Source organism: Moraxella sp. I5G, from assembly GCF_055193055.1.
Genome location: NZ_JBUXLH010000003.1, coordinates 12,951 through 28,078, shown reverse-complemented (window position 1 = coordinate 28,078; position 15,128 = coordinate 12,951). Strand labels below are relative to the sequence as shown.

Sequence of the window (15,128 nt, the reverse complement as noted above, 5' to 3'; positions counted from 1 at the left end):
TGTATGTTGGCACTGACTTTTATCTTTCCTGTGATTGGTTTTTTGCTCCTTGCTATTGGTCGCGACCGTTTAAGTGAAAAGGTAGCAACTTTTATTGGTGTGGGCAGTGTTGGGCTTTCAGCTATTTTTGCAAGCATTAGTATCTTAGGATTTATAAACGCCAATCAAAATCCCAGCACGCAAATTTTATGGACGTGGCTACAAGTGGGTGAGTTTGCACCTAAATTCGCTTTGTATTTGGATGGTTTATCCGCAACTTTGCTTGGCGTGGTAACTGGTGTTGGTTTTTTAATCCATGTATTTGCATCTTGGTATATGAAGGGTGAAGATGGATTTGCACGCTTTTTTAGTTATTTAAATTTATTTGTTGCCAGTATGCTCCTGCTTATTTTGGCAGATAATTTACTTTTGCTTTATTTGGGCTGGGAAGGCGTGGGCATCTGCTCATATCTTTTGATTGGTTTTTATTATCATAATCGCGATAATGGCAAGGCGGCAATTAAAGCGTTTACCGTAACTCGTATTGGTGATGTATTTTTGGCAATTGGACTGTTTGTCTTATTTCGTGAATTTGGCACGTTGGATATAAATACCATTATTACCACCGCGCCACAAGTTTTAACTTTAAACAATCCAACAGCGGTTTTGGCAACGACTATGTTGATTGGCGGGGCATTTGGTAAATCTGCTCAAATCCCCCTACATACTTGGCTTGCCGATGCAATGGCAGGTCCTACGCCCGTATCAGCACTGATTCACGCTGCAACGATGGTGACAGCTGGAGTTTATTTAATTGCTCGTATGCATCCGTTGTTTATACTAACCCCTGAAATTTTATTATATTGGGTTGGTGGTATTGGTGCAGTTTCCATGCTGGTGGCATCATTTTGTGCGATGGCACAAACTGATATTAAGCGAGTTTTGGCTTATTCAACCATGAGCCAGCTGGGCATGATGTTTATGGCGCTTGGCGTTGGCGCTTGGCAAGCGGCAATTTTTCATTTGATGACCCACGCTTTTTTTAAAGCGTTACTCTTTTTGGCATCTGGAGCGGTCATTATTTCAACGCATCATGAACAAGATATTTTTAAAATGGGTGGATTGCGTAAAAAAATTCCACTGGTATTTTGGTCATTTATAGTGGGCGGTGGTGCATTGGTGGCTTTGCCATTTATTACCGTGGGCTTTTATTCCAAAGAAGCCATTATTTGGGAAACCTATGCTGCAGGACAAACTGGACTTTTTTGGGCGGGTGTTTGTGGGGCGTTTTTAACGGCATTTTATACGTTTCGTTTGATTTATTTGGTGTTTTTTGGTCAAGAAAAAACCCAAGCCCATACGCTATCTGGTTTTAGTTACGCCATGCCTTTGATTGTTTTGCTGCTGTTATCAACCGCACTAGGAGCTTTGATTTCTCCGCCTTTAGCAAATGTACTACCAATGGGAATTGGGCAGCAATTCGTTGAAGCAGGGAAAGCCCACGGTAAACACACTGCTGAAATTTTAGCGGTGGGAGCAACTGTATTTGGACTAATGTCCGCTTATGTGCTTTATGTGCTTAATCATGGCAAAATCTTGACTTGCTTTAAACGTTCAACCATTGGCGGGGCGATTTATTACTGGTGTTATCATGGTTTGGGTTTTGATGCGCTGTATAATATCGTATTTGTTAAACCATTTTTGGTGATATCAAATTGGTTAAAATCTGACCCTGTAGATAAAGTTTGGAATATTTTACCTGCTTTGGCAAATTTAGGATCGTTGGGATTATCAAAAACACAAACAGGGCTGTTGCGCTCACACGCTGTTAGTTTGGCAGTAGGGCTGGCAATTATGTTGGTGCTTGCGATGATGATGGTGAAGTAAAATGAATAGTGTACAATCATGGTTATTGCCGCTTTTGATAATCACGCCTTTTATCACAGGGTTTTTGTGCTGGCTGATTGAAAAAATAGATGCGCACCTTCCAAGATGGATTGCCTTAATTGGCATGTTGATGACATTTGCAATGAGTCTGATGCTATGGAATCATGGCAATTTTGGACAATTTTTAGCCACTCAGGGCATGGTGGACAAAGAATCTTTACCATGGATAGCTGAGTTTATCGTGCCTTGGATACCCGCCATGGGGGTTAATTTTCATTTAGCGGCAGATGGCTTGTCATTACTGATGGTTGCTCTAACCGCATTTTTGGGCGTGATGGCAGTGGGCTGCTCTTGGGGTGAAATCACTCGCCGTGTGGGATTTTTTCACCTAAATTTGCTATGGAGTTTAGGCGGTGTTATTGGCGTATTCTTGGCAATCGATTTATTTTTATTCTTTTTCTTTTGGGAAATGATGCTCTTACCAATTTACTTTTTGATTGCGTTATGGGGTCATGATGCCACTTCAGGCAAAACCAAAGAATATGCCGCTAAAAAGTTTTTCATTTATACCCAAGTATCTGGGCTGATTATGCTGATTGGCATTTTTATGTTGGTACTGATACAGTTTAGCAGTACGGGTGTTTTAAGTTTTGATTATCAAGATTTGTTAGGAGTCAATTTAGGACAATATGAATACGCCATCATGCTGTGCTTTTTTATTGGCTTTGCCGTAAAATTGCCTGTATTTCCGTTGCATGGCTGGCTTCCTGATGCTCACGCCCAAGCTCCAACCGCAGGTTCTGTGGATTTGGCGGGGATTTTGATTAAAACAGCGGCGTTTGGTTTGTTGCGTTTTGTATTACCATTATTTCCCAATGCATCTGCTGAATTTGCGCCAATTGCCATTGTTTTGGGTTTAATCGGTGTATTTTATGGCGCATTTTTGGCATTTGCTCAAACCGATATCAAACGACTTTTAGCTTACACCAGTATTTCGCATATGGGTTTTGTCATTTTGGCAATTTATGCGGGCTCTTTAGTGTCTTTACAGGGTTTAATGGTGCAAATGCTGGCTCATGGTTTATCCAGTGCGGCATTATTTATTATGGCAGGTCAGGTGTATGAACGCCTACATACTCGTGATATGAGCTTGATGGGCGGTATGTGGGGGCAATTTCGCTATCTGCCAGCATTTTTGATGTTCTTTAGTGCTGCTTTATTAGGCATTCCAAGCACGGGTAATTTTGTTGGTGAGATTTTAATTGTTTTAGGGTCATTTGCTAAATACCCAATGTTTACCATCATTGCAGCGGCAAGCTTTGTCTTTGCAGGACTTTATGCACTGATTATGATTTATCAAACCTTGTTTGGTAAAAATACCAGCCAAGAAGTTGCCAAAGCCTATGGCGGAAAACTCAGAGATTTGAGTAAACGAGAACTATCTTTGTTGAGTATTTTGGCAATTGGACTTTTATGGATGGGTCTTTACCCGCAACCGATTTTAAATGCATCAAATCAGGCGATGGGTTTTATCGGTGCAGCCTATCATCAAAAAATAGCGCCATCAGCTCCTATTTATGGCAGACAAATTATTGATATGCAGGGTGTAATAGACGAGCTAAGCCAAAAAGCAAACCGCCAAGATGGACAATTGTATGAATATCCAGCAGGTGAATTGGATAAGCAAACATCGCAATTTGGGCAAGGAGAATAATCATGAATCATTCATTAATGTCGCTTCTGATTTCATTTGCCCCAATGGTGGTTGTGGCGCTGACCGCCTTAATGGTGATGATTAACATTGCAATCAAGCGTTCTCATTTTTGGTCAGCAACCATCAGTGTTGTTGGATTAAATGTGGCTTTTGCTGCACTTTTGCTGCAAATTTTTGGATTTTGGCACGTTGATTATTCAGACATTTCAATGTTTGCCATGGATAATTTTGCCAAAGTGAATATTGCGGTAATTTTGGTTGCATCATTGGCGTGCTGTACTTTGGCTTATGGTTATTTTCACACCTTAAAAGACAATAAAGATGAATTGTACTTGTTAATGCTTATCGCCACGCTTGGAGCGATGCTGATGACAAGCGCTACGCATTTGGCGGCGTTTTTTATGTCGCTTGAGCTGTTGTCTGTACCTATGTATGGGATGTTGGCTTATACTTTTTTGCGAACGCGTTCTTTGGAAGCGGGTTTAAAATACTTGATACAATCAGCAGCAATGTCAGCAACCTTATTAATGGGTATGGCATTTATTTTTGCCGATGTTGGCGGGCTTGAATTTTCAAAAATAATCTCAGTACTGTTTAGTCGCCATGAGATGTCTTCTTTGTTTGTATTAGGCGCGGTCATGATGCTTGTGGCAACAGCGTTTAAATTATCTGCCGCCCCATTTCATCACTGGGTTTCAGATGTTTACGAAGGAGCGCCAGCCCCAATAACCGCATTTTTGGCAAGTGTAAGTAAAGTGGCTATGATGGCGCTTTTGGTGCGTTTTTTATTACTAACCGCATCTTGGGGATTGTCACCTGTGTTGACCGTCTTATTGATCATGACAGTGCTGTCTATTTTGTTTGGTAACTTGTCTGCCATACGCCAAAGCAATTTAAAACGTCTTTTAGCGTATTCATCGGTTGCTCATATTGGTTATGTTTTATCGGTTTTATTTGGGCTTGGGGTTGATGGTGCAGGAATCATGACTGTGTATATGGCAGTTTATGCTTTAACGTCCATTGGGGCATTTGGGGTAATCACGTTAATGTCAAGCCCATATCGTCAATTCACCAAAAATTCTTCTAGTGGTGAAGCCGACCAAATGCAATTTTATCAAGGACTGTTTTGGCGGCGACCTGCTTTGACAGCGGTTTTAACCATCATGCTGTTGTCCATGGCGGGCATTCCGTTAACGGCAGGATTTATCACCAAATTCCAAGTGATTTTTGCCACCATTCAAGGCAAGCAATTTTTGCTAGCGGGTATGGTGATTTTGGGCAGTGGTTTGGGTTTGTACTACTATCTTAAATTTTTGACTTGTCTATTTCAAAAACCCATTGCCAATTTTGAATTTGATGCCGATAAGCATTGGGGCGTGCAAGCAGGCGGGGTTATGCTTTTGATTATCACAGCTATCATTGTGGTGCTGGGCATTTTTCCAAACGGCTTATTACAAATCGCTCAATTTATTGCTCGTGGATAATAAAAAAGTAAATCAAATTTTAACATCAACAAAACAATACAAGTCCAAACAAGTGTGAAGCTTAGGTTTTGCACTTGTTTTTTTTTAAGGTTTTTTTTACAATGAGATTTATTATCGGTTACTTAGTTTTCTTATGTCTGATCAAAATGCACTGACCATCACAGTACTTCAAAAAACCACCATCACTCCAAAATTATTCTCTTTTCGTACCACTAGACCACAAGATTTTCGCTTTACGGCTGGGCAGTTTGTGCGTCTGGGTATCGTTCCAAAAAACACGGATGATTCAGCAATTTTTCGAGCATATTCGGTAGCCTCATCGCCGTACGACGAGTTTTTGGATTTTTTCTCAGTAGTTGTGCCTGATGGAGCATTTACTTCGCAATTACAGTATCTAAATGTCGGTGATACGCTGTATCTGAATCCTGAACCTTTTGGTTTTTTAACATTGGATAGGTTTTTACAGCCCGCTCCAAAAAATTTATGGCTATTGGCAACAGGTACGGGCGTTGCGCCTTTTTTATCAATTTTGCAAGATTTAACAACGTGGCAAAATTATCAAAATATTGTCTTGGTTTATAGCGTTAGTTACGCAGATGAATTGGCTTTTTTGGATAAAATTCATTCATTGCAACAAGATTTTGCGCCATTGGTTGAAAATTCACCAACTTTTAGGTTTGTGCCAGTTGTAACACGTGAATTCATAAAAGGCGCGTTAAATCAGCGTTTGCCAATTTTGATTACAAGTGGTATTCTGGAACAAAAAGCAGCTTTAACATTCAATCCTGATACTGACCATGTTATGTTATGCGGTAATCCTCAAATGGTTGATGATACCAAAGAAGCCTTAAAAAATAAAGGTTTAACGATGAATCGCCGCAGTGTCGGCAATATTGCAGTAGAAAATTATTGGTAGGTAGTTATGATAATTCAAAAAACTTCAGCACTGATTGTGGTGGACGTGCAAAATGGCTTTATTGATGGCAATTTAGCGGTTTTGGGTTCACAAAAAATCATTCCAACGATTAATGATTTGATAGATAGATTTGATAATGTGATTTTGACTCAAGATTATCACCCAGCCAATCACATTTCTTTTTATCAAAATCATCAAAACCGTAAAGCATTTGATGTGATTACACTAGATTATGGCGAGCAAATTTTATGGAATAGCCACTGTGTCCAAGGTACATCAGATGCTGATTTTCATCGTGATTTACAAGCAACCAAAGCTCAACTTATCATCAGAAAAGGGTTTCATGCCAATATTGATAGTTATTCAGCATTTATGGAGGCAGATAGACAAACTAAAACTGGGTTGGCAGGTTATTTACGTGAACGTAAAATAACCGATTTGTATATCGTTGGGATTGCAACTGATTTTTGCGTAGCATGGACGGCATTGGATGCAGTAGATTTTGGATTCTCATGTACGGTTGTTTTGGATGCATGCATGGCAATCGATGTCAATGATTCTTTAGCGCAAGCAAAAGAAACGATGATTGCTCAAGGTGTACAATTTTCGGATTCAAAAAATTTATTTTAAATTCAATAGGATATAATTTTTTTAAAATTTTTTTAAAATTTTTTTAAAAAAATACTTGCTAAAAAATAAAAAATATATATAATACGCACCATCAAGTAACAAATTACCATATAGTCAATTTGGTAGTTACATAAAAATGGGGACGTGGCGAAATTGGTAGACGCACTGGATTTAGGTTCCAGCGGGGCGACCCGTGAGAGTTCGAGTCTCTCCGTCCCCACCATATATAAAACCTGCTTTAGAGCAGGTTTTTTATTTTGTCCAATTCTAACTTATCTTGGTTACTATTAATCCATCTAGCATATCTATTAGTTAGCATCACTAAACTATGCCCTAATTGATTTGCAACAAACATAGGATTAACTCCATTCATTAAAAGTAAGGTAGCATAAGTATGTCTAGTATTATAAGAAGGTCTTAAACGTATTTCTCTATCTAGCAATGCTTGTTTAAAATAATATCTAAAATGAGCATTATCTCTATAAGGTTTTAAAGTATCTGGTACAGTAAACAAATAACCAGACTTTGGTAATTGATTAATGATATGTAAACTTCTATCATTAAATAAAACCAATCTTGATACTTTAGTTTTAGTTACCTTCTTTTCATAACCCTGTACTCTACTTTTATGTATATACAACCCTTTGTCAGTAATATCATTTGCTGTTAAGGCTAAAACTTCACTAGGTCTTAATCCAGTCCAAAAAGATAATTCATAAAATAAGTAACAATTCTTTGATGAATGTACTTTTAAGTAATTTAATATTTTATCCATTTCTTCTTTAGTAAATGGGTCAGGTAATTCATGTTGTATCTTCCTGTTTTTAATATTATCAATTGGATTTTTAGTTATGTATTCAAACATAACAGCAAGATTAAATACACCCCTTAGTGGTATTAGTATTTGGTTTATATATTTATCTGATAAGTCTTTGTTATATAACTCTTCTAGTACCATATGTACTGTAATTTCATCAATAGGTAACTCTTTAAACATATACCAGTGATGGGTTAAGATATTACTATAAGTATTCTTAGTTTGTTTATTGGATTGATTGTACTTTAAATATAATTGACACACCTCATAAAATGTTTTCATATACACCTCAAAATAAAACCCACTAGAATATCTAATGGGTTTTATAACTATATCTTAATTAACCAAATAAAGGTTCAGATACTTCAGGAAGCTCTTGTGTAGGTTCATCAGATTTTTCAGTATCTTGTACTTCTGTTGGGTTAAGTTCAATAATAGCTTCGTTGTTAATAAATTCAACGTTAATATTATTTGTATTTAAACCAAATGAACGAATATAGTTAGTGATTACTTGGTTTAAGTCGGTGCTAGAAAGAATAATTTTCATAAAGTTTCCTATTACTTAGTTGGTTTTAAAGATGGGTGTAAGGTATAAAAACCTTCTTTTACTTGATTAACAAAGTCTTCTAATGTAATTCCAAAATCCCAATCACGACTTAACATTTCTTGATTAACAGCATGGTAATACTCAGTTGCATAAGTTGTAATGTGATACTCTGCATTATTAAAAATAGCATTAAAAGAGTTGTTTAGCAGTCCTACAGCAGATTGTATATAAACATTGTTAGGTATGTTAGACAAACCACCAAAAGCATCTTTCAATGCTTCTATAGCTAATTCAGGTTTTTTCATAATTTATTTACCTTTATTTAATTAATTGATTCATTACTTATAAATCCATACCAACATGTATTGCTACAATACTGTCGCATATATGTTCAGCTTTGGTTTTACAAGGTAACTTTAAATTTGGGTATTTATCTTTAACCCAATTAATAATATGCTCTTTAGAGCCATCTACAGCGTTTGTATGCTCTTTAACTTGTTTTGGGGTAATAATCCTTATGTTGGGTTTAGTAGTGCTTATACACGCTGTTAGAGCGATACAGACACTATATGAAACCATAGCTCTACTAGATTGACTTCCAGTAGGTAATTCCACACAGATTACATCTACACCATCAAGTAAAGGTAGTAGGTTTTTATATAAGTACTGACAGCGTTCATAGTCCTTAATATTTTGTTTAATCTTTCTTTTATCTGGTTTAGTTTGAATAACACCATACTCTTTAAACTCTAATCCAGAATCAGATATAAACGCTTTACAATAACCCCAGTTAGATAAACTAGGGTCAAAACCAAGAACAATCATACTTCTACAAAACCAGTGTGTTTAAATATAGTACTTTTCTCTACAGTACCATCTTCTTTAAGAGTTTCTACTACTTTACGTTCTGAAAAAGCATGTAAAACTTTAATATCTGGTGCATAAATAGAAAAGATACTTTCTAAAGTTCCCATTAAGTAACTAGCACCACCAATCATTACTGCTTCTACATTACTATTTACAGCAATAGTAACCAGTCCAATGGCTTTATTAACAATTTCTTTTTTTGTTGGTAATGTATGAAAGGTTAAAAGTTCTTTAACTTCTTGTTTATTTACTGGTTCAATAACACCAAATTCTTGTTGGTCTTTAGTTGCTACATGTTGAGTTAGGTTTAATATTTTCATAAATATTCCTTAAAAGAAAACCACTCTAAATAGAGTGGCTTTGTTGGTTTATTTGTTTATACAGTTGGATTACTGTCTTGTAGTTGGCAAGTAATACTAAATCTATTGTCTTTATAAACACACGCAAATCCAGTAACAGTAAACTCACTATTCCAGCCTTTTAGTGCTTTAACTTGTTGTGTACCCCAAGACAGTAAATCAGCTCTAAAAGCAGTAATACGATTACGTTTTAAGATACCATTATTTTCTTCACCATTGATGACATCAAATCCATCATCTTCTGGAAAGTAAAGAATTTCTAAGTGTTTGGCTTTATCACCATAAACACTTAACCAATAATCCACTTGACTAACAAAGGTTTGTAGAACATTAGCTTCATTGCGTGATAAGGTAATTAAATTTTCAGACATAAATTACTCCAGTTAAAAAATTTAATATACCTTATTTAGTTTATTAAGTGTTAATTAATATTGCTCCAATTAACATTAATATGAAATTCTGGATTAATTGGTTTTTCTTCTAATAGTCTTAGCACTTCATTAAGTGCTTGTACACTATCTGGAAATACATTTTTTAAATTTTCAATTTCATCTACTTTTTCGTTAAACCAAATATCATAAAAGTAGGCAAAAGAATTAAGAGTAGTAATTTGCATAATAAGACCTTAATAAAAAAAAACCAGTAATAATAATATTACTGGTTTGTGTTGTTGAATTAATTAACTGAATAGTGAAGAAGTTTTAGGTGCTACAGATTTAGTTGAATTAGTTGTATTACTATTGGTTTTAGCACCAATAACATTTACCTTACCATCCCACTCTTCTTTCCATTTATTAATGAATGTGGGTTCTGTTACACCTGATTTAACTTCAGCTACAGTAAGTTCTTTTGTTGGGTGAAATACTTTACTAATAACATTGGTTTCTTTGGTTTCATCAGTCTCAATCCAAGTACCATTATTATTAGTTTTCTTAGGTTCTTGTTGCTTTAATACAGCTAATTTAACTGGTTTACCAATCATACCTACAATCATATCTACTTCTGTTGGTTTATTCTTTTGAGTTTCATAATCATAAACTTCAATAACCTTTTTATCAGTAGATAGTTGTGATAGTTCTTTTTGAGTAGTAAATAAAGATAAATCATTTACTACAGAAAACCCTTTATAGTAGGATTTTTTACCATTAAATTCATAATAGTTTTGTCCTTTATCATTCATAACATAAAAGGTTTCAGAATGTTCAGAACCATCTGTAGTATAACCAACACAAATACTTAATCCACCTTTAGCTGTTGGTTTAAGATAAGCATATTTAATAGTAGCATCATAAACACCACTATCTAATAAGTAACTACCTTTACCTAGTGTATCTTTTTCTTGAATGTCTGATTGAGTTTTTAAATTTGCTAACATATTCATAAATTATTCACCGTGATTAATATGGAAACCAAGTTCTATTGATTTCTCTTTACGTTCTTTAATTGCTGTATCAATATCTTTAAAAGTTTTTTGATAAACTTTCTTACCGTTATAAGTAATTTCTGCTACATATCTTTTTCTCCGTTTACAATACCAAATACCTGTTTCTTGTAGATTAGAATCTTGTTTAGTTCTATTTCTAGCATTATCTGCTTTAGTAATAGCTCTTAAATTAACTAACCTATTATCATCTCTAATATGGTTTATATGGTCTATAATTAAGTTATTATCTAATGAACCATAAACCATAATCCAAATAAGTCTATGTGCTAAATAGCTTTTACCTTTAATGGTTATAGTAATATAACCATAACCATCTTTATTACCTGCTACTGTTCCTGCAAATATACGTTTATTTGGTCTTATTTTCCAAGTAAGTAAACCAGTATCAATATTATAATCTAATAAATTATTTAATTCATTAGCTGTAATACTCATGTAATCTATCCATTACCAGTTTTACATCATTATCAATATAGGTTTCTTCATCAGAAAATAATCCCATAGCACTACGCATTCTTTCATGAATAGTTTCTTTAGTTACTTGAGTTTGAAATACATATTTATAACCTAACATTTCTTCTTTAGGTGTAATAGTAAGTAAATCATTTTTATAATTCTCTAATACATCTAGTTTAACTTTTTTAGTGCTAATAACTGTACTAAAATAACTTTCTAAACCAGTATTAGCTAAACTACCTTTAATTGGTACTTTAGTTTCAATAACCATTTCATTTTCATTAAGCTGACTTCTAGTGTGTGCAGTAAAAATAACATTTTTACTAGACTTAGCTACATATTGTTGCATTAAGTTTTTAAAATACTGTGCATAATTACTCCAACCTTGCATAGTATTAGAACTACCAATAATATGCACACTTTCAAACATATCCATTAAGTAGTTCAAACCATCAATAACAATGTATTTAATATCTTCTTGACTTTCAGACCACTCAAAACCTTCATACACTTGGTAAGGGTCTGTAATAATTACTTCTTTCCAACATCCTTTGGTTTTAAATGAAATTTTTTTACCTGATTCACAATTAAGGTATAAAACATTCTCTAAATTGCGTAAGCATGCTGTTTTACCAGTGCTACTTACACCACTAATTAATACTAATTGGTCGTTCATATATCACCTAGAATAGTTTAGTTAAATCAATATTATGTACGTCATACCATGCTTGAGCTGGATATACTTTAACTTCTGCTGTATCCCAATCATTTAGACAAATCGTTAATGGTATGATGTCATTATCTACACACCATTGGTTTAATGGTTGCCATTTATATTGTATGCCTGTTAATTTCTTTACCTTGTTAATAGTAGCTCCATGTTTACTACCACCTAACATAGTTTTTACATGGTTTAATTCTTTAACTGTACCTCTCAATTTACCTGCTATACTTGCTGTCTTTTTATCATTAATATAAGACTTGGTTTTGATAGCTTCTTGTAATTGTTGTTTAGTTTTTTCATGTGCTTCTACTTCAGTAGCATATGCTCTAAGTGCTTCTGGTAAACTCTTTGGTATAATGTGGTTTAATTGCTTTTCACACTCAATAAAGTATTTACGAGCTTGTTTACCTTGTTCATTACGTTCAACCATAGAAAGTTCTTTTGCCATATCTAAAGTAATATAGTATTCAGTTGTTGGACGACCACCATTAGGTTTTTCACAAAATTGTGAAAAACTAATAAAGTCTTGATTTTCAACAAAATTATAATCAATAATACGTTGTTTAATCCAATCAGAAAACTGACGTTTACTCTGTAAAAATGAATGTAATTCTCTTGCATTAACCGTATTTAATTCTTGAGAATTAATACTTTGTGTATGTAATGTGATTAAAGGGTTCATAAAAAATTTTCCTTATAACAAAAGCCAATGTTTATACATTGGCTTTATAGACTGGTTTGTACAATATTTACACCTACAATTTGCCAATCATTTGATAACATATCTGCTTGACTGGCAAGCCACGCTACAAGTTTATTATCTGCTGTCTTCATGTAGATAGCATCAAGAACAGGTAAACCTACGCTATCAAGATTACCATCACCATAAGCCTGATTAACAGCATAACGAATGGCTTCACCATTAATCAGCAACAGGTACATATCTTTACCATTCCAACCTTTACGAGTTACTCTATTACCTTGTTTTAAAAACTCAATAGCTTGACTAAAACTAAAAGTAATATTACTATCTGAATTTGTCATAAAATCTCCAATAGATTTAAAAAATTAAAATAATATAAAATAAATTTATATTATTTATTGTTACCTTAAAAACAACCGCAAAAACGCACGAAGTGCGTTTTCACTACTGTAATCTACCTAAACTAGCTAACTTACCTGCTACAGTGTGATAGATTGTGTTAGTAAGCTCTAATTCATCTAACTTGTCTGCTAGTTTGTTATTAAGTGAACCAACTTTATCTTTGATATTAGCAAAATCAAATCCACTATCTATAAGTAATAAAGCATAGCGTAATAACATATTATTTCTGTTACCATCACCAATATTATTCATTACCCATCTTTCCAATCTATCTAAATCTTGTTGGCTTTCAATGGATTTAACCCTTTCATCATTTTTACTGGATTTAGGGATATAAGGTAGTACATCAAATAATTCACCATCAGTTACATGTATTTGTGTATTACTATTTGCTAACCATTTTTTAGCTCTATGACTACACTGTGTATCTACTTCAAAGGGTAAATCATTAATAATATTGTTATACAACTCTTTATAGTCTTTAGCATCTAATTTAAGGGTATAATTAGTAGGTATAACAATTCTAAATCTATTAACTTGGTCTGTATGGCTTTTAGTGGTGTAATAGATAGCTTTATATTTCTTTAATAACAACATAGCTGTATTTAAAGAACATGTACCATCAACATCAAAAACCAAAGTATTAAAACCAACAATACAATTATCTTCTTTTCTATAACCATCTTTTAGATGGTGATTAAGCCAGTGATAACCATTGGCTTTAAATAACTTAGGTAAGTTATCAAAACTTACTAAATCATTGTTATAACCTGTAGTCATATCACTATGGTTGGTATAACTAACAATTAATTTATCAGTGTTGGTTTCTTGAATACTATCTGCATGTAAAAACATAATATTATCAACATAAGATTTTTTGATAATAATATTGTTCTTATAACCCCAAGCAGTAGCCATAGTAATCAATTCATCTTTTTGAGCTTTAGAACCTTTAAAGTAAGGTAAATCAGTGTCTAAATCTGCTAAAGTAACTTCTTCTTTGATTAATGCTAAATAGTTTGCTAATTTGGTATAAGGTCTTTGTGGTGTTAATAGTGCTGTAAATGCTTCTCCACTGTCTTCTGCTAAACTAATAGCATAATCTAAGTGTATTGGCTCTATCGTATCACTAGCATCAATAAACGCATATGTACCTGCTAACTTCAATACCTTAAAGTATCTATGCTCTAATTCACTCTTTTTAACTACATCTATATCACTTAATTGTCTGGATTTATTTTCACAGTTTATTTTATAAGTTAATAAATGTTTAATACTATTCTGGGTTAATTTGAGTGTTTTGTTCATGTTAGCTAAATCTGCTAAAAGAGACAGTTGGTCTGATATATCTTCAATGACATCATCATCATTATTATCAAATAACTGTTTCATAACATCATCTACAGATTGGTTGTTTGCTTTACTAGTTTTATCACTAAAACCAAAGAAACAACGTCTTGCATAACCCATTTCAAGCATTTCATAAAACAGTTCTTCTGTTCTTCCACCATCTAATAATTTACTTGGTGTACCAAACATAAGTAAGTTAGCAGGTGTATAACCATTAATACGCTCAAAACGTACATTATCAGAAGATGATTTAGTTAGTTTTTCTTTTAATAAACCTTTATCATACAATTCAAGATAAGTGTTTAAGGCTTCAATAGAACTACTAAAATTAGCACCAGCTTCATCAATAATTAGATTACAACTACCTGCATTAGCCATCAGTAACTTCTGTCTCATCTGTTTAATTGCTGGTGTAGTAGCACTATCAAAACTAAATAATAAAGCACCTAATGAATAAAATTCTTTAGTTACTTTAGCCATTTCATCGTCTAAATCTGTACCATTTTTAGTAGCTCTTTTACTAGCTAATACTTCACAATTACTTTCAGATGTAATAGGGAAAGTTCTTTCTGTAAATACAGTTTGAAAATTATTAATGACTTCTTGTTCTAGGGTACTCATACTATGACCTTTACCAGAACCTGATAAAGCCAAGTTAATAGCAAACATATTAATAGGAATTGTTCCTTTACCAATCCAACCTTTGATGCCTATACGCATATGACTTGCTAGCATGGTTAGATAAAAAGCAGTTATTACTCTAAAGAACAGTGGATTGGTATTTTGTGTTCTGGTTTGTAATATTTTCACTATTTGTTCAGATAATGGGTGATATTGTTTCATTGTAAT

Annotated in this window: 18 protein-coding genes and 1 tRNA gene; 6 read left to right on the top strand and 13 right to left on the bottom strand. The window is 33.9% G+C overall.

Going from position 1 to position 15,128, the window contains the following annotated elements; genetic code table 11:
- Positions 1-3: 3 nt before the first annotated feature.
- The 6 genes from nuoL (at position 4) to ACZBKJ_RS02275 (ending at position 6,833) form a co-directional block, all read left to right on the top strand.
- Positions 4-1,866: an NADH-quinone oxidoreductase subunit L gene (nuoL, locus tag ACZBKJ_RS02300; RefSeq protein WP_463199308.1), complete on the top strand. Its 1,863-nt coding sequence runs from the start codon at positions 4-6 to the stop codon at positions 1,864-1,866.
- Between the two features lies 1 nt (position 1,867).
- Entirely contained in the window at positions 1,868-3,580 is a 1,713-nt protein-coding gene (nuoM, locus tag ACZBKJ_RS02295) for an NADH-quinone oxidoreductase subunit M (RefSeq protein WP_463199307.1), read from the top strand.
- Positions 3,581-3,582: 2 nt separating this feature from the next.
- On the top strand, positions 3,583-5,064 hold the full coding sequence (locus ACZBKJ_RS02290) for an NADH-quinone oxidoreductase subunit N (protein ID WP_463199306.1): 1,482 nt from the start codon (positions 3,583-3,585) through the stop codon (positions 5,062-5,064).
- Between the two features lie 133 nt (positions 5,065-5,197).
- Positions 5,198-5,980: a ferredoxin--NADP reductase gene (locus tag ACZBKJ_RS02285; RefSeq protein WP_463199305.1), complete on the top strand. Its 783-nt coding sequence runs from the start codon at positions 5,198-5,200 to the stop codon at positions 5,978-5,980.
- Positions 5,981-5,986: 6 nt separating this feature from the next.
- Positions 5,987-6,610, top strand: coding sequence for a bifunctional nicotinamidase/pyrazinamidase (gene pncA, locus ACZBKJ_RS02280; RefSeq protein ID WP_463199304.1), 624 nt, complete (start codon positions 5,987-5,989; stop codon positions 6,608-6,610).
- 138 nt (positions 6,611-6,748) lie between these two features.
- Positions 6,749-6,833 (top strand) — tRNA-Leu (locus ACZBKJ_RS02275).
- 15 nt (positions 6,834-6,848) lie between these two features.
- On the opposite strand, the gene ACZBKJ_RS02270 is transcribed toward ACZBKJ_RS02275, so the two are convergent.
- The 13 genes from ACZBKJ_RS02270 to ACZBKJ_RS02210 all read right to left on the bottom strand — a co-directional run bounded on the left by ACZBKJ_RS02270 (position 6,849) and on the right by ACZBKJ_RS02210 (position 15,122).
- Complete coding sequence (locus ACZBKJ_RS02270; RefSeq protein WP_463199303.1) at positions 6,849-7,709, bottom strand: tyrosine-type recombinase/integrase; 861 nt, start codon at positions 7,707-7,709, stop codon at positions 6,849-6,851.
- A gap of 58 nt (positions 7,710-7,767) precedes the next feature.
- Positions 7,768-7,974 carry a hypothetical protein gene (locus ACZBKJ_RS02265; RefSeq protein ID WP_463199302.1) on the bottom strand — a complete coding sequence of 69 codons (207 nt, stop codon included), beginning with the start codon at positions 7,972-7,974 and terminating at the stop codon, positions 7,768-7,770.
- Positions 7,975-7,985: 11 nt separating this feature from the next.
- Complete coding sequence (locus ACZBKJ_RS02260) at positions 7,986-8,279, bottom strand: hypothetical protein (RefSeq protein ID WP_463199301.1); 294 nt, start codon at positions 8,277-8,279, stop codon at positions 7,986-7,988.
- A 37-nt stretch (positions 8,280-8,316) separates the two neighbouring features.
- On the bottom strand, positions 8,317-8,799 hold the full coding sequence (locus ACZBKJ_RS02255; RefSeq protein WP_463199300.1) for a RuvC family protein: 483 nt from the start codon (positions 8,797-8,799) through the stop codon (positions 8,317-8,319).
- The gene (locus tag ACZBKJ_RS02250) at positions 8,796-9,161 is read right to left on the bottom strand and encodes a hypothetical protein (protein ID WP_463199299.1); all 366 of its coding nucleotides are present in this window, start codon (positions 9,159-9,161) and stop codon (positions 8,796-8,798) included. The genes ACZBKJ_RS02255 and ACZBKJ_RS02250 overlap by 4 nt, the downstream gene beginning before the upstream one ends.
- A gap of 56 nt (positions 9,162-9,217) precedes the next feature.
- Positions 9,218-9,571: a hypothetical protein gene (locus ACZBKJ_RS02245; protein ID WP_463199298.1), complete on the bottom strand. Its 354-nt coding sequence runs from the start codon at positions 9,569-9,571 to the stop codon at positions 9,218-9,220.
- Positions 9,572-9,621: 50 nt separating this feature from the next.
- The gene (locus ACZBKJ_RS02240) at positions 9,622-9,816 is read right to left on the bottom strand and encodes a hypothetical protein (RefSeq protein WP_463199297.1); all 195 of its coding nucleotides are present in this window, start codon (positions 9,814-9,816) and stop codon (positions 9,622-9,624) included.
- A 63-nt stretch (positions 9,817-9,879) separates the two neighbouring features.
- Positions 9,880-10,581 carry a hypothetical protein gene (locus ACZBKJ_RS02235; protein WP_463199296.1) on the bottom strand — a complete coding sequence of 234 codons (702 nt, stop codon included), beginning with the start codon at positions 10,579-10,581 and terminating at the stop codon, positions 9,880-9,882.
- 3 nt (positions 10,582-10,584) lie between these two features.
- Positions 10,585-11,079, bottom strand: a complete 495-nt coding sequence (locus ACZBKJ_RS02230) for an HNH endonuclease signature motif containing protein (protein WP_463199295.1) — start codon at positions 11,077-11,079, stop codon at positions 10,585-10,587.
- The gene (locus ACZBKJ_RS02225) at positions 11,063-11,776 is read right to left on the bottom strand and encodes an AAA family ATPase (RefSeq protein WP_463199294.1); all 714 of its coding nucleotides are present in this window, start codon (positions 11,774-11,776) and stop codon (positions 11,063-11,065) included. Before ACZBKJ_RS02225 ends, ACZBKJ_RS02230 begins: the two co-directional genes overlap by 17 nt.
- Positions 11,777-11,783: 7 nt before the next feature.
- Positions 11,784-12,506, bottom strand: coding sequence for an antA/AntB antirepressor family protein (locus ACZBKJ_RS02220; protein WP_463199293.1), 723 nt, complete (start codon positions 12,504-12,506; stop codon positions 11,784-11,786).
- Between the two features lie 44 nt (positions 12,507-12,550).
- On the bottom strand, positions 12,551-12,868 hold the full coding sequence (locus tag ACZBKJ_RS02215) for a DUF2829 domain-containing protein (protein WP_463199292.1): 318 nt from the start codon (positions 12,866-12,868) through the stop codon (positions 12,551-12,553).
- Between the two features lie 103 nt (positions 12,869-12,971).
- Positions 12,972-15,122, bottom strand: coding sequence for a DUF3987 domain-containing protein (locus tag ACZBKJ_RS02210; RefSeq protein ID WP_463199291.1), 2,151 nt, complete (start codon positions 15,120-15,122; stop codon positions 12,972-12,974).
- Positions 15,123-15,128: the final 6 nt, after the last annotated feature.

Coding starts and splice junctions, on each gene's coding strand:
- ACZBKJ_RS02210 (WP_463199291.1), bottom strand. CDS start 15,122: ATGAAACAATATCACCCATTATCTGAACAAATAGTGAAAATATTACAA.
- ACZBKJ_RS02230 (WP_463199295.1), bottom strand. CDS start 11,079: ATGAGTATTACAGCTAATGAATTAAATAATTTATTAGATTATAATATT.
- ACZBKJ_RS02240 (WP_463199297.1), bottom strand. CDS start 9,816: ATGCAAATTACTACTCTTAATTCTTTTGCCTACTTTTATGATATTTGG.
- ACZBKJ_RS02260 (WP_463199301.1), bottom strand. CDS start 8,279: ATGAAAAAACCTGAATTAGCTATAGAAGCATTGAAAGATGCTTTTGGT.
- ACZBKJ_RS02235 (WP_463199296.1), bottom strand. CDS start 10,581: ATGAATATGTTAGCAAATTTAAAAACTCAATCAGACATTCAAGAAAAA.
- ACZBKJ_RS02215 (WP_463199292.1), bottom strand. CDS start 12,868: ATGACAAATTCAGATAGTAATATTACTTTTAGTTTTAGTCAAGCTATT.
- ACZBKJ_RS02220 (WP_463199293.1), bottom strand. CDS start 12,506: ATGAACCCTTTAATCACATTACATACACAAAGTATTAATTCTCAAGAA.
- nuoM (WP_463199307.1), top strand. CDS start 1,868: ATGAATAGTGTACAATCATGGTTATTGCCGCTTTTGATAATCACGCCT.
- ACZBKJ_RS02285 (WP_463199305.1), top strand. CDS start 5,198: ATGTCTGATCAAAATGCACTGACCATCACAGTACTTCAAAAAACCACC.
- pncA (WP_463199304.1), top strand. CDS start 5,987: ATGATAATTCAAAAAACTTCAGCACTGATTGTGGTGGACGTGCAAAAT.
- ACZBKJ_RS02270 (WP_463199303.1), bottom strand. CDS start 7,709: ATGAAAACATTTTATGAGGTGTGTCAATTATATTTAAAGTACAATCAA.
- ACZBKJ_RS02250 (WP_463199299.1), bottom strand. CDS start 9,161: ATGAAAATATTAAACCTAACTCAACATGTAGCAACTAAAGACCAACAA.
- ACZBKJ_RS02290 (WP_463199306.1), top strand. CDS start 3,583: ATGAATCATTCATTAATGTCGCTTCTGATTTCATTTGCCCCAATGGTG.
- ACZBKJ_RS02265 (WP_463199302.1), bottom strand. CDS start 7,974: ATGAAAATTATTCTTTCTAGCACCGACTTAAACCAAGTAATCACTAAC.
- ACZBKJ_RS02245 (WP_463199298.1), bottom strand. CDS start 9,571: ATGTCTGAAAATTTAATTACCTTATCACGCAATGAAGCTAATGTTCTA.
- nuoL (WP_463199308.1), top strand. CDS start 4: ATGTTGGCACTGACTTTTATCTTTCCTGTGATTGGTTTTTTGCTCCTT.
- ACZBKJ_RS02255 (WP_463199300.1), bottom strand. CDS start 8,799: ATGATTGTTCTTGGTTTTGACCCTAGTTTATCTAACTGGGGTTATTGT.
- ACZBKJ_RS02225 (WP_463199294.1), bottom strand. CDS start 11,776: ATGAACGACCAATTAGTATTAATTAGTGGTGTAAGTAGCACTGGTAAA.